The sequence below is a fragment of the Sorangium sp. So ce185 genome, from assembly GCF_051526825.1.
In the GTDB taxonomy this organism is placed as follows: Bacteria; Myxococcota_A; Polyangia; order Polyangiales; family Polyangiaceae; genus Sorangium; species Sorangium cellulosum_D.
Genome location: NZ_CP150316.1, coordinates 8,791,785 through 8,815,894 on the forward strand (window position 1 = coordinate 8,791,785; position 24,110 = coordinate 8,815,894).

At 68.1% G+C, this 24,110-nt stretch carries 18 protein-coding genes and 1 pseudogene; 8 read left to right on the forward strand and 11 right to left on the reverse strand.

Annotated features, from left to right (window positions below):
• The first annotated feature begins 41 nt into the window (after window positions 1–41).
• A complete protein-coding gene (locus WMF26_RS32135) occupies window positions 42–1,250 on the forward strand; it encodes an FIST signal transduction protein (protein ID WP_437332182.1) in 1,209 nt (402 codons plus the stop codon).
• 146 nt (window positions 1,251–1,396) lie between these two features.
• Here the strand turns inward: WMF26_RS32135 and WMF26_RS32140 are convergent, their stop codons facing one another.
• Both WMF26_RS32140 and WMF26_RS32145 read right to left on the reverse strand, forming a co-directional pair.
• Window positions 1,397–2,383, reverse strand: a complete 987-nt coding sequence (locus tag WMF26_RS32140; protein WP_437995823.1) for an IS3 family transposase — start codon at window positions 2,381–2,383, stop codon at window positions 1,397–1,399.
• Window positions 2,313–2,513: a transposase gene (locus WMF26_RS32145; protein ID WP_437995824.1), complete on the reverse strand. Its 201-nt coding sequence runs from the start codon at window positions 2,511–2,513 to the stop codon at window positions 2,313–2,315. The genes WMF26_RS32140 and WMF26_RS32145 overlap by 71 nt, the downstream gene beginning before the upstream one ends.
• Before the next feature lie 360 nt (window positions 2,514–2,873).
• Here WMF26_RS32145 and WMF26_RS32150 point away from each other — a divergent pair, with 360 nt between their 5' ends.
• From WMF26_RS32150 to WMF26_RS32160, 3 genes are all read left to right on the forward strand, one after another.
• A complete protein-coding gene (locus tag WMF26_RS32150; RefSeq protein WP_437995825.1) occupies window positions 2,874–3,308 on the forward strand; it encodes a hypothetical protein in 435 nt (144 codons plus the stop codon).
• Between the two features lie 323 nt (window positions 3,309–3,631).
• Window positions 3,632–5,296 carry a hypothetical protein gene (locus WMF26_RS32155; RefSeq protein WP_437995826.1) on the forward strand — a complete coding sequence of 555 codons (1,665 nt, stop codon included), beginning with the start codon at window positions 3,632–3,634 and terminating at the stop codon, window positions 5,294–5,296.
• Window positions 5,297–6,376: 1,080 nt separating this feature from the next.
• Complete coding sequence (locus WMF26_RS32160) at window positions 6,377–6,916, forward strand: hypothetical protein (RefSeq protein WP_437995827.1); 540 nt, start codon at window positions 6,377–6,379, stop codon at window positions 6,914–6,916.
• A 75-nt stretch (window positions 6,917–6,991) separates the two neighbouring features.
• Here the strand turns inward: WMF26_RS32160 and WMF26_RS32165 are convergent, their stop codons facing one another.
• The 5 genes from WMF26_RS32165 to WMF26_RS32185 form a co-directional block, all read right to left on the reverse strand.
• Window positions 6,992–7,174 (reverse strand): hypothetical protein, encoded by a 183-nt coding sequence (locus tag WMF26_RS32165; RefSeq protein ID WP_437995828.1) that lies wholly within the window; start codon window positions 7,172–7,174, stop codon window positions 6,992–6,994.
• A gap of 253 nt (window positions 7,175–7,427) precedes the next feature.
• On the reverse strand, window positions 7,428–9,215 hold the full coding sequence (gene tnpC / locus WMF26_RS32170) for an IS66 family transposase (protein WP_437995829.1): 1,788 nt from the start codon (window positions 9,213–9,215) through the stop codon (window positions 7,428–7,430).
• 50 nt (window positions 9,216–9,265) lie between these two features.
• Complete coding sequence (gene tnpB / locus WMF26_RS32175) at window positions 9,266–9,607, reverse strand: IS66 family insertion sequence element accessory protein TnpB (RefSeq protein WP_437995830.1); 342 nt, start codon at window positions 9,605–9,607, stop codon at window positions 9,266–9,268.
• An 11-nt stretch (window positions 9,608–9,618) separates the two neighbouring features.
• A complete protein-coding gene (gene tnpA / locus WMF26_RS32180) occupies window positions 9,619–9,939 on the reverse strand; it encodes an IS66 family insertion sequence element accessory protein TnpA (protein ID WP_437995831.1) in 321 nt (106 codons plus the stop codon).
• 435 nt (window positions 9,940–10,374) lie between these two features.
• Window positions 10,375–11,895, reverse strand: coding sequence for a sigma 54-interacting transcriptional regulator (locus WMF26_RS32185; protein ID WP_437995832.1), 1,521 nt, complete (start codon window positions 11,893–11,895; stop codon window positions 10,375–10,377).
• Window positions 11,896–12,045: 150 nt separating this feature from the next.
• Between WMF26_RS32185 and WMF26_RS32190 the strand changes: the two genes are divergently transcribed.
• Window positions 12,046–13,716, forward strand: coding sequence for a hypothetical protein (locus WMF26_RS32190; RefSeq protein ID WP_437995833.1), 1,671 nt, complete (start codon window positions 12,046–12,048; stop codon window positions 13,714–13,716).
• 2,506 nt (window positions 13,717–16,222) lie between these two features.
• On the opposite strand, the pseudogene WMF26_RS32195 reads toward WMF26_RS32190, so the two are convergent.
• Both WMF26_RS32195 and WMF26_RS32200 read right to left on the reverse strand, forming a co-directional pair.
• Window positions 16,223–16,936, reverse strand: a pseudogene (locus WMF26_RS32195) (serine/threonine-protein kinase); the annotation flags it as partial.
• 414 nt (window positions 16,937–17,350) lie between these two features.
• Window positions 17,351–17,620, reverse strand: coding sequence for a hypothetical protein (locus WMF26_RS32200; protein ID WP_437995834.1), 270 nt, complete (start codon window positions 17,618–17,620; stop codon window positions 17,351–17,353).
• A gap of 305 nt (window positions 17,621–17,925) precedes the next feature.
• Here WMF26_RS32200 and WMF26_RS32205 point away from each other — a divergent pair, with 305 nt between their 5' ends.
• The 3 genes from WMF26_RS32205 (at window position 17,926) to WMF26_RS32215 (ending at window position 20,415) form a co-directional block, all read left to right on the forward strand.
• Window positions 17,926–19,383 (forward strand): cellulose binding domain-containing protein, encoded by a 1,458-nt coding sequence (locus tag WMF26_RS32205; protein WP_437995835.1) that lies wholly within the window; start codon window positions 17,926–17,928, stop codon window positions 19,381–19,383.
• A gap of 455 nt (window positions 19,384–19,838) precedes the next feature.
• Window positions 19,839–20,021: a hypothetical protein gene (locus WMF26_RS32210; protein ID WP_437995836.1), complete on the forward strand. Its 183-nt coding sequence runs from the start codon at window positions 19,839–19,841 to the stop codon at window positions 20,019–20,021.
• Window positions 20,011–20,415, forward strand: a complete 405-nt coding sequence (locus WMF26_RS32215; protein ID WP_437995837.1) for a hypothetical protein — start codon at window positions 20,011–20,013, stop codon at window positions 20,413–20,415. The genes WMF26_RS32210 and WMF26_RS32215 overlap by 11 nt, the downstream gene beginning before the upstream one ends.
• A 169-nt stretch (window positions 20,416–20,584) precedes the next feature.
• Here the strand turns inward: WMF26_RS32215 and WMF26_RS32220 are convergent, their stop codons facing one another.
• Window positions 20,585–21,685 carry a ferritin-like domain-containing protein gene (locus tag WMF26_RS32220; protein ID WP_437995838.1) on the reverse strand — a complete coding sequence of 367 codons (1,101 nt, stop codon included), beginning with the start codon at window positions 21,683–21,685 and terminating at the stop codon, window positions 20,585–20,587.
• Window positions 21,686–21,722: 37 nt separating this feature from the next.
• Complete coding sequence (locus tag WMF26_RS32225; RefSeq protein ID WP_437995839.1) at window positions 21,723–23,825, reverse strand: hypothetical protein; 2,103 nt, start codon at window positions 23,823–23,825, stop codon at window positions 21,723–21,725.
• Between the last annotated feature and the right edge of the window lie 285 nt (window positions 23,826–24,110).

Here is a 24,110-nt window from a genome sequence, read left to right on the forward strand (position 1 = left end):
AGCCCCGCGCTCCGGCGCTGGGCAGGCAGGAGCTTCGGCGCATGAAGATGATGACCCTCGGACCCTTTGATGGGAACGCCTGGCTGCTCGGACGGAAGATCGAGCGAACGGTCGCCGAGTGGAAGGAGCCTGCGCGGCTCGCGATCGTGGCGTTGCCGAGCGGGACGAAGCACGAGGAGTACCTCGCCGCGGTCGAGGACGCGACGGGCGTCCCGGTGATCGGGGCCACCACCGGCGGGGTGTCGTTCACGGAGCGGGGCTTCAGCAGGAGCGGGGTGTCGTGCGCGTTCCTCGGGGGCGCGGGCGTCGAGGTGGCGTGCGCTGCGGCGCGCGAGCTGCGGGCGGATCACGGCAAGAGCGTGCGGGCGGCGCTGAGCGACATGGACGAGGCGGTGTCGAGCAACGGCCCGCGCAGCGGCGCGCCGAGCTCGATCCTGGTGCTGGCGGACGCGTTCGCGTGCGACGGGGACGAGCTGGTGGCCGCGCTGCGGCAGGGTGTGCCGCCGCACATGCGGGTGTTCGGCGGGACGGCGGGCGACGGGTGGACGTTCGAGGGAGCGCGGGTGTTCCTGGGCCGGAAGGCGCTGACGGACGCGGCGGTGCTGGTGCGGCTGACGCACCGGCACCGGGTGAACCTCGACGTGGTGCACGGGTTCCGGGCGGCCGAGGGTGGGCGGGATTTCACGATCACGGACATCGAGCGGAACGTGCTGCGGACGCTGGACGGGCAGCCGGCGGCGCGGGTGTACGAGGAGGAGCTGTCGCGGCTCGGGCTGCGGTCGACGGGCGAGGGGCTGCTCCAGACGATGGCGAAGCACGCGCTCGGGGCGAAGACGCCGTTCGGGGAGGCGCTGAAGATCCGGTCGCCGATCGCGATCCGGGGGGACGGGGCGGTGGTGCTGACCGGGGGGCTCTCGCGGGGGCAGGTGGTGCGGGTGGTGAGCGCGACGGCCGACGCGCTGCTGCAGGCGGCGAAGGGGCTGTCGACGAAGGTGCTCGGGCCGCTGCCGGCGGTGTCGGGGGCGCTGGTGTTCGACTGCGCGTCGCGGTTCCGGCTGCTGGGGGAGCGGTACCGCGACGAGGTGCGGGCGTTCCTGTCGCCGAACGCGGCGCCGCATCCGATGTTCGGGGTGGCGTGCTACGGGCAGATCGCGAAGTTCGGGGGGAGCGTCGAGGGGTTCCACAACACGAGCGCGGTCATGGTGGCGTGGGGGGAGTCGGACCAGGGGACGGGGCCGGTCAGCGGGTGACGGCTTTCCGCGGGGCTCGCGGGGAGCGCGGCCTTGCCGAGCTGCCCGGCCCCCGGAGAGGGAGCTCGCCGCGCGGGGTGGGGGCCGCGCCGAGCTCGCCTGAGACGTAGATCGGTGGGTGTCAACATACTTGTCCGTTGATTCGGTCACATCCTCATGAGTGCTTGAGCCTCGTGACTGTGAGGGTTGAGGGTCACGGGGCCGATGGGCGTCCAGTTGCGTGTCTGGCCGGTCCAGCGCCGGGGCGTCTTGCGGCGGGCCCGCTGGTAGAGGGCGTGGCGGGCGGCGAGCAGCGCGCCGTCGCGACCGCGGTGGCGGTCGTCGGGTGTGACGAAGCGGATGCTGCTGTGCAGGTGCTCGCCGTTGTACCAGGCGACGAAGCGCTCGACCCAGTGGCGCGCCTGCTCCACGGTGGCGAACGGGCGGCGTGGGTACTCGGGCCGGGACTTGAGGGTACGGAAAAGGGCCTCGGCGTAGGGGTTGTCGTCGCTGCCGCGAGGGCGGCTGAAGGACGGCACGACGCCCAGGCGCTGGAGGGTGGTGAGCATGGCCGAGCCCTTCATCGGACCGCCGTTATCCGCGTGCAGCACCAGGTAGCCGGAGCCCACCCTCTCGCGGTCGCAGGTCTGTTCGACGAGGCGAGAAGCAGCGAGCATCGACTCCTCGGCCTCGACCGACCAGCCGACGATCTTGCGGCTGTAGACGTCCACGATCAGGTACAGGAAGTAGAACGCGCCGCGCACCGCGCTCTTCAGGTACGTGATGTCCCAGCACCAGACCTGATTGGGCCTTCTGGCGACCAGCTCGCGAGGACGATGGGCGCTTGCCGGTCGAGCCAGATTGCGGTGCACCAGCAGCGCCCGCTCGCGCAGGACGCGGTAAAAGCTCGACTCCGAAGCCAGATACACGCCGCGGTCGGCCAGGCGTGGCACGATCTGCTTGGGCGAGAGATTGCGGAACTCGGGGCTGTTGGCCGTCTCGACGATGCGCCGGCGCTCGGCCTCGGTCAGCTTGTGCACCGGGGCGTGGCGCGGTCCGGCTCGGCCGTCCTCGCCACCGGCCTCAGCTCGGTAACAGAGGCGGAGCGGCGGAGCGGCGAGCGTCGTCGGACATGGGCGCGAGGCTACGAGCATCGCGAAGCCAGCGCGAGAGCGTCGTGTGATGCACCTCGGTCTCCGCGGACAGCGCCACCGCCGTGGCTCCTCCTGGGGCGAGGAGCCGTTGGACGATTTTTCTTTTGAAGGATTCTGAGTACTCTCTCACCTCAAAGCCTGTCTCCGCTCCCCGGAACTGGTGACCTGATCCTCCGTAAGCGGATCAGAGCAGGCGACAACTTCTCTGACACGGGGGGCTCGTAATACCCGTGCCGCACATCTACGCGCGCACTTGCGCGCGCAGATGCGCGGCGGTCGAGCCCCGATCCGCGTGCCCAGCCGGGTCAGCGGGTGCACGGCGCGCTCGGCGCGTGGGCAATATCACAAGCTTGCAGCAGTCCCGCACGGGCACGCCGACTGCATAGAGCGACGCTGTCCAATGGGTGCCGCCAGTCGCATCGCCTTTGCGCGCCTTCGCTAACGACGCGTGCACTTATTCACTCAAGTACAACAACGACGAAAGAGGTCTATGATGAATACTCGATATCGCGCGATCAACCTGGCCATCCTACTGTTGACCTATTCCGCTCTGGGCTGCGTCATGGAGGTGGATGATGAGACGGACGCTGAAGCCGAGCACGTCGAAGAGGACGAAAGCCAACTTTCAGCTCAGTACGCTATACTCAGAGGAAAGTTCATCGATGAAAACGATTGGTGGTGGGACGGGAAAGTCCCGGGAGCCTCTATCAACGTATATTCCATTGAGGACAACACATTCCTGGGTGGAACCAGTACGAATCAAGACGGTTGGTACGGGCTCGCAGGACCGTTCTTCCAAAAGACAGTCCGTCTGGTAGCTGACCCGCCGCCGCATGCTCATTGCCCGAGCGGCGCCGAGAATGTGGTCATTTTCGTCGACAGCTACGTCAAGCAGCATGACTTCAAGGATGAGTGCGAATTTTAGGGTAGCCACTGCGTGAACACCATCTGGCGCAGCGGCGGCGAAGGGATTCCCGCCCGCGGACGTCTTCGCCGATGAGCTCGGCTACACGCGCTGCCTGGCGGTGGTCATCATCCTTGAGGCTGCGGCCGCAGACTCCGGAACGTCTCCACATTCGACCTCGGGCGCGCCAGGTTGCACGCGGGGTTCAGTGTGAACAGGCGCGAGCATTGTGATGCATGCTGCGTCGTCCCTGCGGCTCGGTCGCTGCGATGCGATTCTGCGCCAAGCATCCTGCGGCGAGATGAATGATGTTTCGATGCAAATTCCACCTCGCGAGGATTCCGATGAAAAACATTCTATTCTGCTCGTCATTGTTGTTTATGGCGCTCCCGGTCCACGCGTGCGTCGATTCCGGCGCGGCTCAGCCGGATAACCCTGCCGAAAGCGATGCCTCTGCGCTCGCTGTCGCGAGGCTCAGCGACACGCACGCGGTCGAGTTCCGCGAACTCGAGCCGGGGCTCGTCGCGCTCGTCGAGGTCGGCTCGGTCGACGAGCGTGATGAGCCCGTGGACCTGAGCGAGATCCTGCGGCGGCCGCTGCCGGAGGCGTTCTCCTATCTCGCTCCGGGCGAGCCCATACCCGCTGCGCTGATCAACGCGGAGGACCGTCGCGCCGCGCGGATCTCGCAGCGGGACTCGACAGCGGACGCGGCGCCCCCCGAGCCCGTTGCGCTCGGTCACGACCAGCAACGGGTCGAGCTGCGGCGGGCCTGGGAGGCGAATCCGGAAGCACGGAGTGCCGGCGCTCTCCTGGGCACCGCCTCGCTCGCAGTCGAATGGGACTGGACGGGCGACGCCCGCTGGTTTGAGCAGAACTTCTGCGAGCGCAGCACCGTGGACTCGTCGTGGTGCCCGACGAACGTCGGCTGGGCTTGGACCGGCTGGCGGGAGACCATGTACTTCGACACCACCCTGATGAACGCGGACTTCAGCGCGAACGCGTCTGCCAAGGTGGAGACCTGGAACTGCAACGGCGGCTGCAGCTGGAAGATCTTCGCGAACGAGACGATCGCGCCGCGCTACTGGAGACGGTTCTGGTTCGAGACCGTGGGCTGGTACCGCTCGTCGCTCTCGGGCGCCCGGGTCCACCTCACCGAGCGCTTCCGGAAAGCCACGCCGCCGTTCACGGCGATCTCGGACTATCCGTTCGATCGCTCCTTCGAGGCCGGCAATGACCTTCAAGGCGTGACGCACGACGCGAGCAACTGGTATTTCACCAATGCCAAGCTGGCATGGCCCAACCCCACGCGTTCCCATATCTGGCGAGTGCCCGTGGGTGCCGACCTCAATGCGTCACCCACGATTTACAACAATCCTTGGCACGGCGTGTACAACCACTTCGGAGACATCGTTCACGTGAGCGGCAAGATCTACGTTCCGCTTGAGACGGGCGGCGGCTCCGGAACCGGATCCGCGATCGGTGTGTTCAACACGGCGCTCCAATACTACGGTTACGCGGTGCTCCCCGGCCCCCAGGGCGGCAGCTGCCCCTGGATCGCCTATAACCCCAAGGACAGCCTCTTCTACAGCTCGAGCTTCGACACGAGTTATATCGACAAATATGAGATCACAGTGGGGAGCAGCGTGAGCATCACCCACCGGGGTAGGTTCGAGCTGCGCGACGGCAACGGAAACCCAACCCCGCTCACCCGCGTCCAGGGAGGGAAGTTCTCGAGCAGCGGCAAGCTCTATCTGTCGCAGGATGTGCAGGGCGGCGGTATCGTCGTAGTGGATCCGTACAACGGGCGGATCCAGAAGCGCATCCCCGTGGTGTTCGACAAGAACGGCGAAGACGAGGAACTCGAGGGCCTCGACATCTGGGACCTCGACGATGGGCGTGCACCCGGTGTACGCGGCCACGTGCACGTCCTCATGATTCAGAACGAGGATCTGAGCAACGACGACTGGTATTTCAAGCACTTTCGCGTGTTCGGGCCGGAGGACCTCTGAGCCAGGGGCTAAGAGCCAGTGTGGAACAAGCCGCCGTACAACCGATTGGGAGATCAGCCGTGACCAGTTCAAGAATGTCTCAAGAGCCGCTAGAGTTCGGGGGAGCGAAGCCCGAGCCAGTGACACTGCAGAGCAAGTGGCGCCCGGAGGCGAGCAGAGGAAGCCGCCAAAGTATCGCTCCGGGCCGGGCAATTCAGGGGGAACCCGCGCAGCAGCCAACGGCCGAGGAATAGCGGCAGCGGGAGCGCGAGATACGAGAGCGCGAGGAGATACTTCGACGCGACCCGATCAGCATACGCACCGCGGCTACCGTCCGACGCGTCGACGCGCTGCATCGTGCCATGTCGACAGACATCCTCACCCAGGAGCAGTTCGTGACAGACCCCTCGCAGGTGGTGTCCGAGTACGTGTATCGCAAGAGCCTGCCGCCGCAGTAAGCACTGGTGATAAACCACCTTGTGTACGCATTCGTGTCGAATCATCGGCCCCTGGCGACGCCGAGGCGTCCTGAACGACGCCGCTCTCGAGCCTCACGCCGGGGGAGAGCACCTCGCCGGCCCTCTCGTCTGCGCGCGCATGCGCCCGGGCCTGGGCTCACGCCGCCCCGCGCCCAGCATCGTCGACCGCGGCGAGAGCCGCAAGGGACCATGCCCATGGCGATGGCTGGGCGGTTACGGCGTGCCTCGCGTTCCTGCGGCAGCCAGGAGCCGGGGGACACACGTACAGCCGCGACGGAACATTCAGGGCCGCTCGCCGGGAGTGCGGCTGCCTAACCCCCTCTGCCTGCGGGGGCACCGGACGCATGCCCCTTTTGACACGGGACGGCATCTCCGCTGGCCTCGCAGAGTAGGGTAGCTGGAGAGCGGCGAGGACGGTAGGCATGGGCTTCCGATGCGGATTGCACCGTGTTCGAATCCAGCCATGCACACTGCGGAAACTTAGATCATAGATGGTCACGACCCGCATCCTCTTGAGGCGTCGCTTCGTCATCAATCTCTGCGACTAAACCGTGAATACACAACCATCTGCACCAAGAGCAGCCTACGCCCACAGCAGAACACCAATCAGAGGGGACTAACAATGAAATCGAAAACCAATTGGCTTCGTCTGAACATAACACTTGTCGCGATCGCCTTTATGACAATAGGATGCATTTACGGAATTCATCGCAACACGACGCTTCCAACGAGAACTACTGCTTTTGATCTTGAAGGATTCGCCAGGGCAGACACCGACTTGGTTGCGCACAGAGGCACACTGTACCTAATGGCGAGGGGTTCCGGAGGTTGGGTCGAAGTTGCTCGAACCATGGCACCGCCTACGTCACTGAAGGTAGGGCAGTACCAGTGGTACCGCTATGTGTTCAGTCGCGTCACGGTACCTTCGGCGACATGGCGACGAACGTCTGATGGCCGATTTACTGTGGATCTTTCGGTGTCATACAACAAATCGCCACATGCACTCGATCATATTTTTGACTTTGTGTTCGGACTGGCGTTTCATAATAAAGAGGAAGAAGACTGCTTTTACGATTTGATTGACGCCGGAGAAGATTTTGTTGCTTCCATGAATAATTGTGGCGTCGATCCGCGTCCGCTCGACTTGTACGCCGTTCAATAGACTTTATCGTTACTCTCTCCACGCGCACGAGCTTACGCACGCTTTGTCCTCGACCGGATCGTCAGAACCTTGTGCCTACAGGTAGCCAGGGCGCGCTAAGCCCCGGACATAATCGTTGTGCACTTCCGGGTGCTCCGGGTTCAGGTCGAAAAGAACGAACGAGCGCGCAACCGGCTCGCGCAGCGAGCGCACCCTTGATCCGTGCGAGCAGTCCTGGATGCTGACTGCGCGCTGGGCCGACTTCACCGATTTCTTCACCGTAAGCGCTGCGCGAAGCGCCGTAGCCCCCAACGTCGGTCGGCTGGTGCAGGATGGGCGCGATGGAACTGAGTAAGCGCTGCGCGAAGCGCCGTAGCCCCCAAGCTCGGCCAGCTGGTGCAGGATGGGCGCGATGGAACCGGTCCGGTCAGCTCGTCGCGCGCTGCTCTTCCGCGGGAAGCGGAGGCGGGACGGTGATCGGCCCGAGGGGCAGCTTCATCTCTTCGGCGACGAGGCGAGCGCGGGTGCGCGCCTAGTACCTCGGGGCGAGCTCGAGGTAGCGCTCGCGCGGCCAGTAGGGCATCGCGCGGATGACGTCAGCGAGGTAGGCCTCGGGGTCGAGGTGGTGGAGCTTGCAGCTCGCGACGAGCGAGAACAGGTTGGCCGCGGCGGAGGCGTGGTCGTCGCTGCCGAAGAACAGCCACGCCTTCCTCGCAACAGCGATGGATCGCAGAGCCCGCTCGCTCGCGTTGTTCTCCAGGCGCAAGCGGCCGTCGTCGAGGAAGCGCCGCAGGGGCTGCTCCTGGTTGAGGGCGTAGCCGAGCGCGGTGGAGACCAGGCCGAGCTCGCGCGGACGCGCGTGCTCGGCCTTGACCCAGGCGAAGAACGCGTCGACCAAGGGGCGGACGGCCGCGTCGCGGCGCACCTTGCGCTGCGCTGGCGCGAGATCTGCCAGCGCGCGATCTGCCGCGAACAGGGCATTGATCCGGCGCAGCCCGTCGACGCCGAGCTCGTGCTTGCAGACCGCCGCCTCCCAGAAGTTGGTGCGGCAATGCGACCAGCATCCGACCTCGGTCGGCGGCGGTCCACGTCCCTCGTCGGCGGAAGCGCCCCTTGGGGGCGTGCCGCGGAAGAGGGCGTCATAGATCGCGTGGGCGTCCGCCTGGATGTATCGCGAGAAGCCGCGGAACATCTCGCAGACCGCAGCGCTGGTATGCTTGGGCTGGTACTCGAAGAAGACGTGATCCTTGTCCGCGAGGACGACGAAAAAGTGTCCTTTGCGGCACGGTCCGGGCTTCTTGTCCTTGCGCTCCTGGATGGGCCCGGGCTGGATGGAGACCCCCGTGGCGTCGGTAGAGAGGCAGAAGGCGGTGTCGAATGCCTCTTTTCGCGCGGCCTCGACGATGGCACCCAGGGTCGCGCCCACATCTTCGGCGTAACGACACATCGTGCCGCGATCGAGCGACGCCCCCTGAAGCTCCAGCTGCTGCTCCAGCCGGTAGAACGGAACACCGAGCAGGTACTTGCTGGTGAGTATGTGCGCAATGGCCGACGGCGCGAGAAACGACCGCCGGAACAGCTCCTTCGGCAGCGGCGTCGTGATGAAGACCGTGCAGGTCTTACCCGTCGGCGCCGGCGCCGGCGTGTCGAGAGCTGCGGACGAAGCGCTCGGCTCGCCGGCCGCGGCCCTGTCCTCCGGGCTGACGCTCACAGCGGGCGTCGGCGTCGTGACTTCTTTCGCGACGACCTGGAGCGGGGCAGCTTCCCCCTCGCCCGAGCTGCTCGCATCCGTGACGGACCTCTCGGCCTTGTACACGACGCGTGCGAGCACGATGCGGCGCATGCCTCCACGCTCGTAGCCGAGTCGCGAGGTCTCCTCGACGCCGATGCGCATCGCCGTCGTATCGAGCTCGGGACAGGAGAGCTCGATGCGCACGACGGGGAGGTCGGACTCGGACAGGTCGCGGCGGCCCTTGCCGCCGGGCCGTCGTTTCGGCCCCTTGGGGTCGTCGTGCTGCCGCTCGTCGCCGCTCGTGCGCTCGGCGGCATCCAAGGCCTTCTCGAGGCGCTGGACCTCGAGGAACATCGAGTCGAACGCGAGCTGCTCCGCGCTCACCTCGGCGCGTTCCGCCTTCGCCACGAACAAGCGGCGCCGCATCAGCTGGAGCTGCTCGAGCGCACGCGTGTAGGCGCGCCGGAGCTGCGCGAGCGCGTCGCGCGCTCCCACGAGCTCGCTCTTCGCTGCGGCGAGCTCAGCTTCGAGCTGCGCGATGCGTTGCTGCTCGGGCGTCCGCGTCGGCTTGTCCGCAGCGTCGTGCACGGCGCCGCTCTACGTGCGCCGATCGTGCTTGTCGAGCGAATTCGTCGGAGTCAGTGAACGCGGCGTGGGGCGCGCCTCGTGGGCTTCGGCGTGGGCGCGATCTCGATGCCGTCGAGCAGCGTCTCGAGCGTCGCGTCGTCCACCTCGACGTGCGTCGCGCCCTCGGCCGGCGGGTCGGGGAGCGCGAACGTGCCGCGATCGAGGCGTTTCGAAAAGAGGCAGAGTCCGCTGCCGTCAAAGAAGATGATCTTGATGGTGGTCCGCCGCTTTCCGATGAACGCGAACAGCGCGCCGCATCGGGCCTCGTAACCCACGCGCTCGCGAATGAGACCCGAGAGCCGCTCGAAGCCGTAGCGCATGTCCACCGGCTCGAGCGCGACGAACACCTGCACGCCCGCCGGAATCATCGCGCTGCACCGCCCAGGGCGCGGACCACCTCGGCCAGCAGCGTGGGGTCGAACCCCGCGACGACGCGCACCCGCGCGCCGCCGACCTCGACGACGAGCTCCGGAGCGCTCATCGCCGCTGGCGCCTTCGGCACCAGCCGCAGAAAGCGCGGGCGCTCCGCCCGTGAGAGCCGACTCGACCAGCCGTGCAGCGTCGATGCCGCAAAGCCGCGCCTCCACGCGAACTCCTCGGCCGACTCGCCGCTCTCGCGCCACGCCCGGACTCGATCCCCCATTTTGCTTCTGTCGACGATGTCCTTGTCATGCGCGCCAATCATGCGCTGGACGTGGCGGCTGGGAAGAGACGGCGCTTCACGCAGCGCTTACGGTACATGCCCGCCAGCTGCTCCTGGAACGTCGCATCGAATAGCTCGTGCCCGTGCAGCTGGGAAAGCTGAACAGTGCTCTGACGCGTGCCAACCGCTTCATCAGCGCCTGTTCCTGCTGCGACAGCTCCGCCGGCGGCGACCATCGTTCCGTCCGCGCACCGCCGGATGCGGACGAGATCCTGGCACGGCGAGACCAGTCGCTGCGCGGGGCTCACTGCGGCCAGCATGCCAGCACGGGCGTCGCCTGCTCCCCAATCCAGATCAATGAGCGCGCACAGGATGTAGTCAGTTCGTGCCTCGGCCGCTACGGCTCTGTGCGGCGCAAATGCGCGCGGCTGAGCGCGCACTTGAGCGGCCGTCCCTGCGCGGCTACCCGCTCCGGTCTCACTTGGGCCGTCTGCGCAGCTCGAGGCCGTACTTGCGAATGAGCCGCGCGAGCGCGTGGCGGCTTGATAGCCCGAGCGGGCGCCACGCGTCCTCGATCACGCCATTGTGCGCGTCGAGGCACGCTTGAATCGCCTTCGCCGTCAACTGCCCAGGCGGCGCCGGCTCGCCCGTCGGCTCGCGCCGCCCGTCCGGCTCCTCGGCGCGCGCGGCCGCGTCGTCGGCCGCCCCGTTCGCGCGGGCCGCGTCGAGGGAGCGCCGCACGCTCTTCGGCAGGTGTTCGAGCTCCACCCTGGCGCGCTCGCCCGCGAGCACCAGGGCGGTCTCCAGGCACTTCTCGAGCTCCCGGATGTTGCCGGGCCAGTCGTGGCGCAAGAGCGCCCGCGCCGCGCGCGGGTGGAGCTGGATCTGCTGCGCCTGCGACGGCGACAGGCGGTGGAGCAGCGCTCCGAGGACCACGCCCAGATCCTCCTTCCTGGCGCGCAGGGGCGGCAGCTCGACGCAGTAGCCCTTGAGGCGGGCCAAGAGGTCGGCGCGAAAGGTTCCTGCGTAGACCATCCCCTCGAGCGGACGATTGGTGGCGGCGATGACGCGGAAGTCGACGGAGAAAGCGCGCGTGCTGCCGAGAGGGCGTACCTCGCGCTCCTGCAGCACGCGGAGCATCGCCGCCTGCGAAGGCGCGGGCAAGTCACCGATCTCGTCCAGCAGGAGTGTCCCTCGATCGGCGCTGCGGACGAGGCCGGGGCGATCCTCCGTGGCGCCCGAGAACGCGCCTTTGCGGTGCCCGAAGAGCTCGGCCTCGACGAGCTCCCGGGGAAGCGCGCCGCAGTTGACCGCGACGAAATCGCCTGGGCGCCCCGAGAGCGTGTGGAGCGCCCGCGCGACGACCTCCTTGCCCGTGCCGGTCTCGCCCTCGATCAGCACCGAGGCCGCCGATCTCGCGACGCACTCCAGCTGGGTGAAGGAGCGTTTCAGGGACGGCAGGAGCGTCATGAGCCCGGGCGCCGCTGCCTGCGATGCCGTGGCATCGATCACGCCGGGGAGGGGATCGCCGTCCTCGACGGCGAGACGTGAGTGGAAGATGAAGAAGTTGTGGCCGAGCTCGATGAGGTCGCCGTCCGCCAGCTCGGCGCGTCGCGCAGGGACGCCGTTGACCGAGCTGCCGTTCTTGGACCCCGCGTCCTCGAGCATCCATCGGTCGAGCACCCGCGCGATTCGTGCGTGGGCGTTGGAGAGCCACGGGTCGGGCAGGCTCAGGGCGAGGCGGCGCACGCTGGCGTCGTCGCGGCGCTCGATGGAGCGCGCAGGACCGCGCCCGATGCAGACTTCGTCGAGACCTGTGAGCGATATGCGGATCGCAGGCTCGAGCAATCGATGGCTGTGGAGGACCAGGAAGAGGTGCGCGCCGCCATGGGTGGAGGTCGCCTCGGAAGGTGGTGCAGGCGTGGCGGACATCGTCCGACTGTCGTGACCCCTGGACATCGATCGTCGTTCGATAGTTGGCCTGGTCGTTGCAGTCAATCGCGCGCACCGGCGCGGCAGGAGCGTCGAGATGGCACGAAACTTGCCGTGGCCGGTGCCATGACGAAGGGCGAAGTTGTCGACGTTGCTGCGCGGCGGAACGGGTGGTGCCTCGATGTCCGCCGTTCGAGATCGAAAGGAATAGCCTCCATGCGACGGATCGAAGTAACATGGGTCTTCGGTGCTCTCTTGGCGCTTCTGCCAGCGTGCGGCTCCGGCTCCGCGCCGCCGACCGCCGCCGATTTGCCCGCGGGTGCCGCCCGATCGCTCCGCGGCGCGATCGTCGACGCTCCCCTCAGACCGGACTTGAGCACCCTACCCGCGACGATGCTGGCGTCTCCCAGGTGTGATCCGGTCATCCGGCAGGACGTCCTGCGCGTCATGGCGCACAACGACCTGGGCCACAACGCGCTGGCGGCGGAGGCCCTGAAGTCGAACGCAGGGCTGCGCGAGGCGCTCACGAAGAGACCGCTGAACAGCGCGACCTTCAAGGAGCTCGACGAGAACGTCGCGTTCAAGCAAGAGGAGACGGCCAATGAGACGGACGAGCTCTTGAAGTACGTCGTGTCCTGCGCCCTGGCGCCCGGGGATAGCGTCGAATCCAGGCATGCCAACGGCGGTGCCTGGAGCGGAGAGCTGGGGCTCTGCAGCGACTGGAAGGACCGGCCGCCCAGCCTCGCATGTCAGGAGCTCGTCTCGTCCTGCGTGCTCGCGCGCGTGAATGCGCGGGGGAAGAGGGTCCCCATCTCCCTGCGCGGAGACTCGGAGTGCCTCCTGCCGCTCCGGGACAAAGTCCCGGTGGAGACCCAGTTCCGAGAGAAAGACGGGACGACGATCTGGAGCTTCGAAAAGTGCGCTCAAACTCCGGCTCCGAAAGACCCGCGCCCTTGTGGCTGGCATCCTCTCTATGTCGGCACGTGCCTCAGCGGCACGACGGTCACCGTACGCGCGAAGATTCCCTTCGCCTCGAAGAGACGTGTGCTCCCGATGCTGCGGGTTTGCGCGGGCATATATGGCTGCAATGATCCGCGAACGCCCCGCAGGCCGGGGGAGCACGTTCAATACTCGGAATTTCTCGCGAGCACCCCTGAGCTCAGCGTCGTTGGACGCAACAACGCAACGTTTACATGTCCTAGCAACGGCCCCAGGTTTCCGCCTTATCCCATCCAGCCGTTGAGTGGGCAGCAGATCGGTTACTTCAGCCTCATGAGCTCCGAAGAGGCGCAAGTTGACATCGACGTCGAGGCGACGCGCCTGGCCTCGATCGTCAAGGACCCTTTGGACTTGCAGCGTAAAATTCTCAAGTACCCGGCGCCCGAGACCGCTATCTTCTCGTTCCCGGAGGGCGCGTTTTACGGTAACCTCTTCCGTCGCACGCCCGTCAACGTCACGCTCGGCGGGAGGTCCGTCCCAGGGTTGGATCCCAAGCTGCAGTTCGCTCGGCTCGTGATGCTGTCCGAAAACATGCATGCGTGCTACGATAAGGGGTGGTCAAGCGCCGTCGAGCCTCTCACCGATCGCATGTGCACGGAGGTGCAGGACAGCTCGGCCGCGTCCAGCGAGACGACGTGCTTCGAGAACGTGCCCGGCCCCTGCTCCGGCCAACCGGGCGGCCGCTGCGCCAAGAGCGACGTGGGCAGCGGGGACGCCTACGACGACTGCTCGAGCGACGATGGCAAGACGATGTGGCGCTCGCCCATCACCACGTACGTCAACCATCCGTGTGATCTCTCGAAGGACTGGTGCTATCAGGCCCCCCAACCTTCTTTGAGCTCCCTGGTGAATCCCAGATTGCTCAAGCTTATCACGGGAGCTCCCTGAGGAGCTTCCGCATCTCGCCCACGGCCGGCACCTCCACGTCGGCAGCTGACCATGCGTCGATCACCCTATCGGCGAGGGCTCGCGCCCGCGCCCCGTCGCCGCGCGCGGCCGCCCGCCGCGCGGCGCGCGCGTGCGCGGGGAGCGCGCCGTGCATCTCTCCGGCGCCCGCCGCGAGCGCGGCGGACTCCAGCCGCGCAACCAGCTCGACATCGCCGGATCGTTCGAAGGCGTCTTCCATCGCGTCGGCGAGCGCCGCGGTGAACATCCCTGGCTGGCGCAACAGCGGCCTCCAGGCCGCTGCCGCGCGCCGCCAATCGCCGCGAGCGTAGCGCTCCGCCCCCTCGACGAACTTGTCGCTCTCCGGGAGGAGGCTGCCTGCAAAGTGGCGCCGCAGGGCGTGGAATCTCGCGAAGCACCGTCGAGAGACCAGCTCGGAGGCGCGCGCGCAGACCGCCGAGAGCCGTATGGGCACGCCGAGATCCACGCCGTCCAGCGGCGGAGGCTCCGGATCGAGGAAGTGCTCGACGATGCGGTCGGCCTGCTCCGCAGCATGGCCGAGGAGGGTGGCCAGCTCAAGCGCGCGCCAGGCGATCTCGAAGCGCTGCACCCGCACCCAGCCGGCGTCGTCCGGGCGGATCGCCATGGCGCGGCGCGCTCGCGACAGGGCGGCGTCGAAATGCGCCTCGCTCGCCTCGACGCGCACGAGGAGCAAATCGCTCGCCACCTGGTGGACCGGGTAACCACCCCGCGAGAGCGCCGCGGCGACGCTCCGCACCTCCTCGCGCTCCCCCGTCGCGAGGACCTTGTCCGCGAGCACGCTGGCGACGTGGCCATCGAACGGCGTCAGCACGTAAGCGCGCCGCGCGTAGGTCAGCGCGTGAGACGCGTCCGCAGATCCGATGGCGTCCCACAGCCACCCGTTGCCGTCCCAGGGCGCCCAGGCCTGCATGGCGCGCACGACGCTCCTGGCGCTCGACGTATCCCGGGTGGTCGCCACGAGCTGCCCCCACGGCGAGCAGGCCTCGCCCAAGGGGTTCTCGGGCTCCGCCTGCACCGCAACGAGCGCGAGCTCCGAGGCGAGCCGAGCATCGGACTGCTGCAAGAGGCACGATGCCGTGGCGGCGAGCAGCGATTGCCCGAGCGCCGACGGCTCCCGTTCGAGTCTCTGTTGCAGGAGCTCGATGAGCTTGGGATCGTCGTCGAGCAGCACCATGTGCCGCAGCCGCGCGCGCGCGCCCAGCGCCCCCGACGACAAACTGTCGAGAGCAGCAGGGATATCCAGCTCCGGCGCTGGCAGCCCGAGGATGTACGCGCAGCGCCACCGTTCGATGAGCCCCATCTCCGCGATGCCAGCGCTCCTCTCCGCGACCCGCGAGCATTCTTCGGGGAGGCCGCCGGCGTTGTGCGCGATGGCGAGCGTGAGGTCGAGCAAGGCGAGCGCGCTGTCGACGTCGGGCGCGCGCGACCACTCGCGCACGGCGGGAGCGAGCTCGCTCGCCTTGGGGAGCAGATCGGGGCCGACGATGGCGTCCATGGCCTCGCGGACAGCTTGGTAGAGCCCGCGGCCACCGCCGGCCCCCCGGCCGAGCTCGGCGCCGTCGGCGCGGCGCAGCGCAAGGGATACGCGGAACCCCGCGGTCTCCTTGACGATCTCGCCGTCGATATAGGCGGCGCTGCGACGCTGCGCCGCCTTCAACGAGCGCTCGCGGGCCTCCGGCTGGCCATACGGATCGACAGGGAAGCTGTCCACCGGGTGGGGCGGGAGCGACAGGAGCTCGGCGGGCACCAGCGTGCGGGTGGCGCTGCCGCCGAGGAGCAACCGAGCCCGCTCGCACACCGTCGCCGCGGCGGCCGCTCCCAGCCAGCCCGCGGGCTCGTCCAGGCCGGAGGCCTGCAGCACAGGGCATGCGAGCACCGCGTCCGGTGGAGCGAGCGGTGAAGCCGCCGGCCACCACAGCGCGGCCGACGCGAGCGCCACGGTGACGAGCCCAGCCGCCCCGAGCCACCGCCTGGCCCGCCAGGCGCGGCCACGCTGGTCCCGTGGCGCCGCCGCCGCGGATTCCGCGGCCGAGGACGACCCGGACCACGGCGGCGCGTGGGGCTGCGGGCTCGGCGTGCGACTCGCCGTGAGCGTGCCGTCGCCGGGCATCGCGGCCGCCCTCGCGGACGTGTCGAGTCCGTCGGCCTCGCGCGTCTCAGGCGCCGATACCGCCGGCCCGCTGCACGCTTCAGCGCTGTCCACGCGATCTCCGCCCCGCGCGTGCCCCTCTCGGTCCGTGAGCACGTCGGCCTCTAAGATGGCCCCCAGCGCCGTCACCGCGGCTCGGGCGCTGCTGAAGCGGCAGGCCGGATCGACCGCGGTGGCTTGCGCGAACCACGGGTCGAACGCCGGGGGCAGGCTTGCGCCGCGGCGCGCGGCGCGCGCGCTCGCCGGCTCAATGGGCCCTTTCATCGCAGTGAGCCCGAACGCGAACACGTTGCCGTGCTCGCTGAGCTCTTCGGCCCAGTAGGCCTCTCCCACGAGGAGCGCGTAGGCGATCATGCCGAGCGCATACAGGTCCGCCGCCGCCGCCACCCTCCCGCCCCGGAACTGCTCGGGCGCCATGTAGAGCGGCGTTCCCACCGTGGTCGCGGTGCCCGCCCCCGTCCCCTCGATCACGAGCTTGGCGAGGCCGAAATCGAGCACCTTGATCCGCGCGTGCCCGCCCTGGCGTTCGGCGAGGAACAGATTCCCGGGCTTGAGATCGCGGTGGACGATCGACGCCTGGTGCATCGCCTCGAGCGCGAGCGCGGTATGCTGCAAGTACCGGAAGGCCTCCTTGGGATCGAGCCTGCCAGAACGCTTGAGCCGCCGGCTCAGGTCTTCCCCGCGGAGGAGCTCCATCACGAGGAACGGCACCCCGGTCGCCTCGTCCACGTCGGCGTCGAAGACGTCGACGATGAAGTCGCTCTGCACGCTCGCCGCGACCTTCGCCTCGCGAGCGAACCGGTCGCGAAGATCCTGCCGCTCGACGATGTGCGGATGCATGACCTTGAGCGCACAGCGCTTCTCCGTCCGCATATGCGTTACTTCGTACACCGCGCCCATGGCCCCAGCGCCCAGCTGTCGGACGAGCCGGTAGCGCCCGGCAAACAGGATTCCTTCTCGAAGCCCGAACAGCGAGGACGCCGCGTCCAGCACGCCGCCCAGAATACCACGATCGGCGGGCGATCTGCGCACGCCGCCCTGCGCCTAAAGGCGCGCGGGATCCGCCACGAAGCCGGCCTCGGCCGCGGGCGCGGCGTCGCTCCGGCGGAGCGCCGACAGGCGTCGGGCGTGGCCGCGCCGGCGACGGTGGCCTCGAGGGCAAGGCGGCTCACCACGGGCAGGCCGCGCAGCGGCGAGCCCGACCGGCGCGGCCTCCGCGCGGCACGCCGCGAGGGCGCGGGACGGGGTCGCGGGCGGGGCAGGACGTGCCGCGCGGTGGGCTCGGGCCGCTGCGAGTCCGCGGCGCTGATCATGAGGTACTCCTGGAGAAGACCGGTTCGGCGCGGATGCTCGGCATCGGCACGATGATGCTCCGACGACCCGAGGGCAACCCTCCGCTGCAGCCGCGAGGAGCTACGCGCCGCGCTCGCCGGGCGCTCCCTACCATCACACCACCACCCTCGGTGAGCTCATCGTCGTAATCTGCTCGACACCGCCGCTGCAGCTGCAGAAGTTCGCGCCGTGGGTGCCGCCCGAGATCGCGACGATCGTGCACCGGTGACTCCAGCGCAGGTTGCCGGGGCGCGCCTCGACGACCAGCCGAGCTTGGGCAGCGCCTCGAGCTCGCGGCGACGCGTTCCGGACGTCGCGCTGGGTCTCGCGCACAGCGATGTCCGAGTCGGCGGCCAGCGGCCTCGACGAGGAGCACACACGCACACCGTGAGCGGGACTCCAAACGCACGACGGCGGCCGCCGGAGTCCGTGTCTCACACCGTGCGAGCCATTTGCGCGAGCCGCGGAAACTTCGAGCGAAGCTGCGGACAATTCCAATTCATCCAATCACATCTTCGTTTCACAGACGATGCGACATTTGCTATGATCCGCTTATTGCGGCCGTCGAGCCAGCTTTCTTAGGAAGCTCGCGGCTGCCCTTGGCCGTGCCCGTGTCGCTCCTCGCGCACGGGCATTCGGCGCCAGGCGCAGCCGCGCGCTCTTGGCATCACGAACACGGAGGAGGTCTCATGAACGTTGCCCCCTGGCTGAAGCGCTCGTCACAGCGGCGCTCACGGTCCCGGAGCGGGAGCGATGAGCGGCGTCGAGCGAGGGAGGAGCGGCTCGTCGGCTCGTCGCGCCCGATCGAGGCGGGCGTCTTCGGCGCTCACCGCCTAGCGCGGCTCGCGCTGGTCGGGCTGCTCGGGACGCTGGGCGCGTGCGTCGCTGGAGAGGCCGGCGACGCCGAGCTGGGCGGCGAGTCGCTGATGGCGGCCGAGAGCGGCCTCTCGGCCGAGCTGAGCTACCAGCCGCTCTGGGGTGGCCGCTATTGCGCCGCCGTCGAGGTGTCGAACGGCGGCGCGAGCGCGGCCACGTCGTGGAGCGTCGTCACCGACGTGAAGAACGCGACGGTGACCAGGTCCTGGGGCGCGGTGTTCTCGAGCAGCGGCACGCTGCTGACGGCGACGCCGGCCGCGGGCAACGCGCGCATCGAGCCCGGCGCGTCGGTTACGTTCAACTTCTGCGCGACGGGCACCACGCGTCCGACGATCTCGTCCGTCACCGGAGGCGAGGCATCCGGCACGACCGGCAGCGGTGGCTCCGGCGGCAGCGGTGGCTCCGGCGGCAGCGGCGGCTCCGGCGGCAGCGGTGGCTCCGGCGGCAGCGGTGGCTCCGGCGGCAGCGGTGGCTCCGGTGGCTCCGGCGGCGGCAGCGCGCCGAGCGCCCTGCCGGCGGCCCGGGAGGCATGTCCGACGATCGCCACCGGGACGATGACGTTCCTCGGCCGCGAGGTTCGCGTGTGGGCCGGCGCGAGGTCCTCCACCCCGGCGCCAGTGGTCATCTACTGGCACGCCACGGGCTCCCGCCCGCAAGAGGCGGTGACCGGCCTCGGACAGGCCGCCATCGACGAGATCACGAGCCGCGGAGGCGTCGTGTTCGCGCCCAACGCGTACGATGGCCACGGCGGCGAGGACGGCACGCGGACCACGGGCAACAACGTGTGGTACGTGGGCGACCTCAACACCGCCGACGAGGCGCTCGCGTGCGCCATCCAGCAGCGCAACATCGACACGCGCCGCGTCCACGCGCTCGGCTTCAGCGCCGGCGGCCTGCAGACCGCGTACATGGCCTATGCGCGCTCCAACTACGTCGCGAGCGTCGTGACGTACTCGGGCGGTACGACGGGCCTCGGCGCGCCGCCCCTCCAGGATCCCAGCAACCCGCCGGCCGTCATGGCGGTCCACGGCGCGCAGGGCTCCGATGTGGTCGTCATCGACTTCGCGCGGGCGAGCGCGGCCTTCGAGAACGACATCAAGGCGAAGGGGGGATTCGCCATCGACTGCGACAGCGGCGGCGGGCACCGCATCCCGTCGGGCATCGCCGCCTCGAGCTGGCAGTTCTTGAAGGACCACCCGTACAAGGTGCGCCCCGAGCCCTACGCGTCGGGCGTCCCGTCGAGCTTCCCGGCCTATTGCAAGATCCCGTGAGGGCCTCTCCGGCGGCGACGCGCCGGCGGCAGGAATTTCTATCATTTCGACGAGCTCTGGCTGACGCCTGGCCGAGTCGTCTTCCGACGTGACCCAACGCGGGCAGGGCTTCCGCGCCCTCGTCATCCGCGCCCCGCCCCCGCTTCAGCACCTCGCGGTCGCGCGAGCCGACGGGACCTACGCGAACGCCCTCGCGCGCCTCGCCAAGGTCGCCGGGCTGGTCCTCGACGACCTCTTGCTCGCGCGCATGACCGCTGTAGGCAAAGCGCACACCCGCGCGATGAAGCGCACGCCTCCCGGCGAGGATCGAGACGCTGCTTGCCAGGTGACACGCAGGCCTGTTAGCGGCCTCCGTGAAGGGGAAGCGTTGGGGGCGCACACGAGCGGCGACGGCGCCGACCGTGAGGGCGCAGCGCGGCGAACCGCCGCCGAGTCGTCTCGCAGCAGCAAACACGATGGGCCACATCGCCGGCGCCATCGGCCCGTACCGGCGCGGCGGGCCCAAGCACTTCACCGCGGGGCGGCAGATGATCGCGTATACCCCTCAGTCGTTCACGAAGCCGGCGGGAGGCATCTGCAACCTGCAAGCCAAGCTGGCGGAGACGGCAGGAAGGAAAGGGGGAGCCCATGACGGGTGATCTGGAGCAAACCATCGAGCAGGTGAAGAAATTCGCCCAGAAGTGGAACGAGCTTTACGCAACAGAGCAGTTCGAAGAGATGAAGGAGCTAGCGACCGAAGACGTGGGCATCGCCAACGCCCCCGAGTCGAAGTCGGGAACGGGCCTGATTTACGGGCGGCAGGCGTACTACGATGGGATCGTGGGCGCCTACCGCGGCGCGAGCGGCAAAGAGAAGAACCTGCTCGTCATGCAGTACGAGGACTGGGAGTACGTCTCGCTCGGGGACCCGCTCAGCTTCTACACGATCGGCAAATACACGCTCCAACCGGACACCGTCGGCGTCAATTGCTGGCTGCTGCGCAGAACCTCACCGACAGCGCCCTGGCGAGTCTATCGGGTCGTCAACACGTAGCCTCCGGCCTCTGGCGTCCAGCCAGGGTTCCACCTCTGCGAAGCTCCTTCCACCGAGCTCGCGCGCACGCTGGCGATCGGGCTCGCACCCCAGCTCGCAGGCACGCTGGTCGTACGGCGCCGCCCCGCTCTTTGGTGTGGCAGGCGCTGGCCGCCCGCCGCAATTGCGTTCAGGAGATGACCCGGTCCACGTACTCGAAGGTCAGGCCGGTGCTCTTCTTGGGCGGTTGGCTCGTCAGGTCCGGGTCGCTCGGATCCGGCTGGCCGAGGACCTCGTAGGCCAGGATGCGGAGCTGGTACATCAGCCCCAGCACGGCGTTCAGGTGCCTTGGTTGACCATTGAATGTCGTGTCCAGGGCCAGCAGGATCTGCATGTAGGCCTGATTGAACTGGTCCACCAAGAGGCGCGACCGCGAGCCCACGGGATAATCGGCGGCCTTGGGGTTCGGCGGCATGCGAAAGACCTTCGCCTCGTCGAAGGGGATGGCCGGGCCGGTGTACGACCAGCTCTGGTCAAGGCTCTTGGCCGCGTGCTGGACCATCTTCGCGCCATAATAGATCTCGCCGAATCGGTAGAAATGCGCTGGGTCGCCGTCGCCGTCGACCGGGGAGGTCGTCGCCCCCTCGCCCTCGGTGACGATGACGTTTATCGCCTCCTCGGCGGTCTGCAGCGACGTGATGGGGAACCAGTCCGAGGTCCGGAACCAGGCTGTTCCAGCCGTCTCCGGCGTCACCTGCGCCTCTCTTTGCCCCCAGGTGACGGTCAGGCTCCGGAGCTTGTCGAGCAGCACATTGTAGAATTCACTGATGGTGGAGTACTTCCCCGCCGCCACGGCGGGGTAGCTGGAGCGGCTGCCGTCCGGGAGCTGCAGCGAGAGCGGATGCTCCGGCTGCTCGATGCGCATGAAGGTGTTGTAGATGAGGTCCTTCGAGCAGGGGGCGAGCCCGACCACGAGCCCGTCGTCCACCTCCATGGGCAGCGTGCCCGGATATCGCGGGACGAATTCCCGCTTCGAGAAGCACGGCTTGCCCCCGAGCGCGATCAGCAGGTTCGAGGCGATCGACATGTGCAGCATCTCCTCGCGCAGGATGGAGGTGAAGATGTCGGCCGCGGCCTGGTTGCTGCCCGGCAGGAGACTGTAGAGCGCCGTGAGATAGGGCGGGATGGTCGAATGCTCGAGCTCGATGGCGCACTGGATGAACGTGAACAGCTCTTCTTGACTCGTGACCTGTCTCAGCCGCGAGATCAGGGTCGGTTTCACGCGGAGCATGGGGTCCTCCTCCTCGTCTTCGGTTGGGCGGTCGCGCCTACGCGGCGCCGTTCTTGATGGCCTGGCTCTTGCTCAGAATGGAGGTGCGGGCGGCAGCGGCATCCCGGTCCACGACCGGGATGGGCGCGCCCGGCGGCCGGGGGGCGCTGGTGCTCTGCAGCGACTTCGGCGCGGCCGCCGGCTTACCCTGCACCTTGCGAAGATAGGCGAGCAGGGTCTGCTGCTTGGCCGGCGACATGTCGCGCGTGACCGGCATGTAGTTCGGGTCGTCCATCTCGAGGCTGAAAGCGAGCTCGATGGACGCCGCATGGGCAGTGACCGACGGCTCGTCGCTCAGGTCGACGAGCCGCTGGCTCATGACCGGATAGAGGTTCGCGTACTGGGAGAAGATCGGGGCGACGTCCTGCCAGGTCGGATCCAGCTTCGCGGCATAGCCGTCGCGCACGTGCAGGTTCACGTAGTCCAGATAATGCTGCTGGGCGGGCGGAGTTTTCGCGCCCGACGGATCGATCGTGTACTGGTACAGCTCCCAGTCCGACGTCTCCTGGAGCTTGTAGATGAGGCTATAGATCTGGCCGTCCATGTAGGTCCCGACGAGCGGCGTCGGCTGTTTCGCGGGGGTAGGGAGCGGGTCCGTCTCGTTCGCCGGCGGCGTGTAGTAGTAGACGAGGCGCGCTCCCGCGGGGTCGGTCGCCGTGACCGTCACGACCGCCCGCCCCCCGGAGAAGGGTGTCTGCGACTGGGTCACCACCTCTGCCGGCAAGCCCGTCCAGGGGACCTCGATCCCCTTGATATCCTGCTGGGCCCCCGTACCGAGGTTCGTCGGCCCCAGTTGTTCCACGTGGAGGCCAGCGCTGTTGAAAGGATTCCCCCACTGGGCCGCGTAAACCGTCACGTCGACCGAATCGGTGGGCTGCGGATCGGGGACCTGGCTCTGCGGGTTGAGGCGCTGGACGAACTCGTCGGCGCGGACATGGTAGCCCATGACGGTCTCGCGAGCCCAGATCGTAAACGTGGGCGGCAGCAGGTCGCGCACCTCCGGCTTCACGATCGCCAGCGGATGATCGGCGAGGAGCGCGAGCGCCGCGGCGGGCAGGGCCAGCGAGACGATGCCCGCCGTGGTCGTGATCCAGTCCGGATCGGCATAGGGGAGGTCACCGATCTGGACGAAATCGCCGTCCGACAGGTCACTGCCTTCCGGCAGGAATGTCGGCTGCCCGTTCGCGACCGTGTCGGCCTTGGCCAGCACCACGAGCGACATTTGCCCGAGGTTGGTCTGCACCTGGCCGTTCTCGTCCAGCGGCAAGGCGTTGCCGAGGTCGACGGACACGGTGCCCGACGCCATGTCCACCACGGCGTCGAAGTAGGCCGCCCCGAACGGGTTCGCTGGCCGCTTCGTCGGGGCGAAGCGACGGCCGAGGACGAAGCTCTTGGGTTCGCTGGGGAGCGCCACGCCGATCGCCCCCACGACATTGCCGAAGGTGTAGCGCTTGGCGATCTCCGGGTTATCGTAGTTGCGGCAATAATTGTAGAGGTTGAAATGGATCGAGAGCGCCGCCTCGGGGCCGTACTGCTGGAGCAACCGCCTGATCTGCTCGAGCACCCGAGAAGCGATGGTCGGGGACGGATTCCAGACCAGGTTCTGCAGGACCGAGGTATAACTGGCGCCGAGCGGCTGCCCGTTTTGCTTGGGCGTCTCCTGCCGCATCGTGAGATCGCGGAAGGAGGCCGGCCAGAAGTCGCCTGCCACATAGCCCGGGCCGGTTCCGTCGGTCAGCCGCACGCCCATTCCCCAGATGCCCGAGGCCATCTGCATCTGCGGGTCGAGGTCGACCATCTTGCCCGCCGAGCGGCCCAGCGCGTTGGCGACGAGCAGGCCGATGGCTGGATCCTTCGCCGGGTCGGTCACCGAGGCGCCGTCGTGCCAGGCGCTGGTCACCTTGCAGTCGACAAGGCGGAAGGCGCCGGACCCGGTCGGGTTCCACCAGCCGCCTTCGTCGGGGTTTCCGCTCGGCCGGCGGTCCTGGAAGGCCGGATCGAACGTTTCGTTGTGATAGTACCGGACCTCGTTGTTGATGGTGGAGACATCCGCCTGGAACTGGCCGGCGAAGGTGATTCGCGGCCCGATCAGATAGCTCACTGGCACCTCCTCGCAGGGCGAGGCCACGAACGACATCCGTCGCGCGGTCGACCTCGCGCATCAATAATCACGCTACCGGCGCCGTGCGCTCCCGGCAACGGTCACGTCGGCCAAACGGCAAGGCCCGCGCATTCCCGCGAGCGCACGGCGGGGCGCGGCGCGGGAGCCGCAGTTTGCATTGACAACCTCGATCGGACCATGGTCCGATTGCCCGATCGAGCACTGCGCCCGATGGTCGAGCGCACGCATCGACGCGGGCGAAGCACCTTCGTGCGTCTGCGGCGC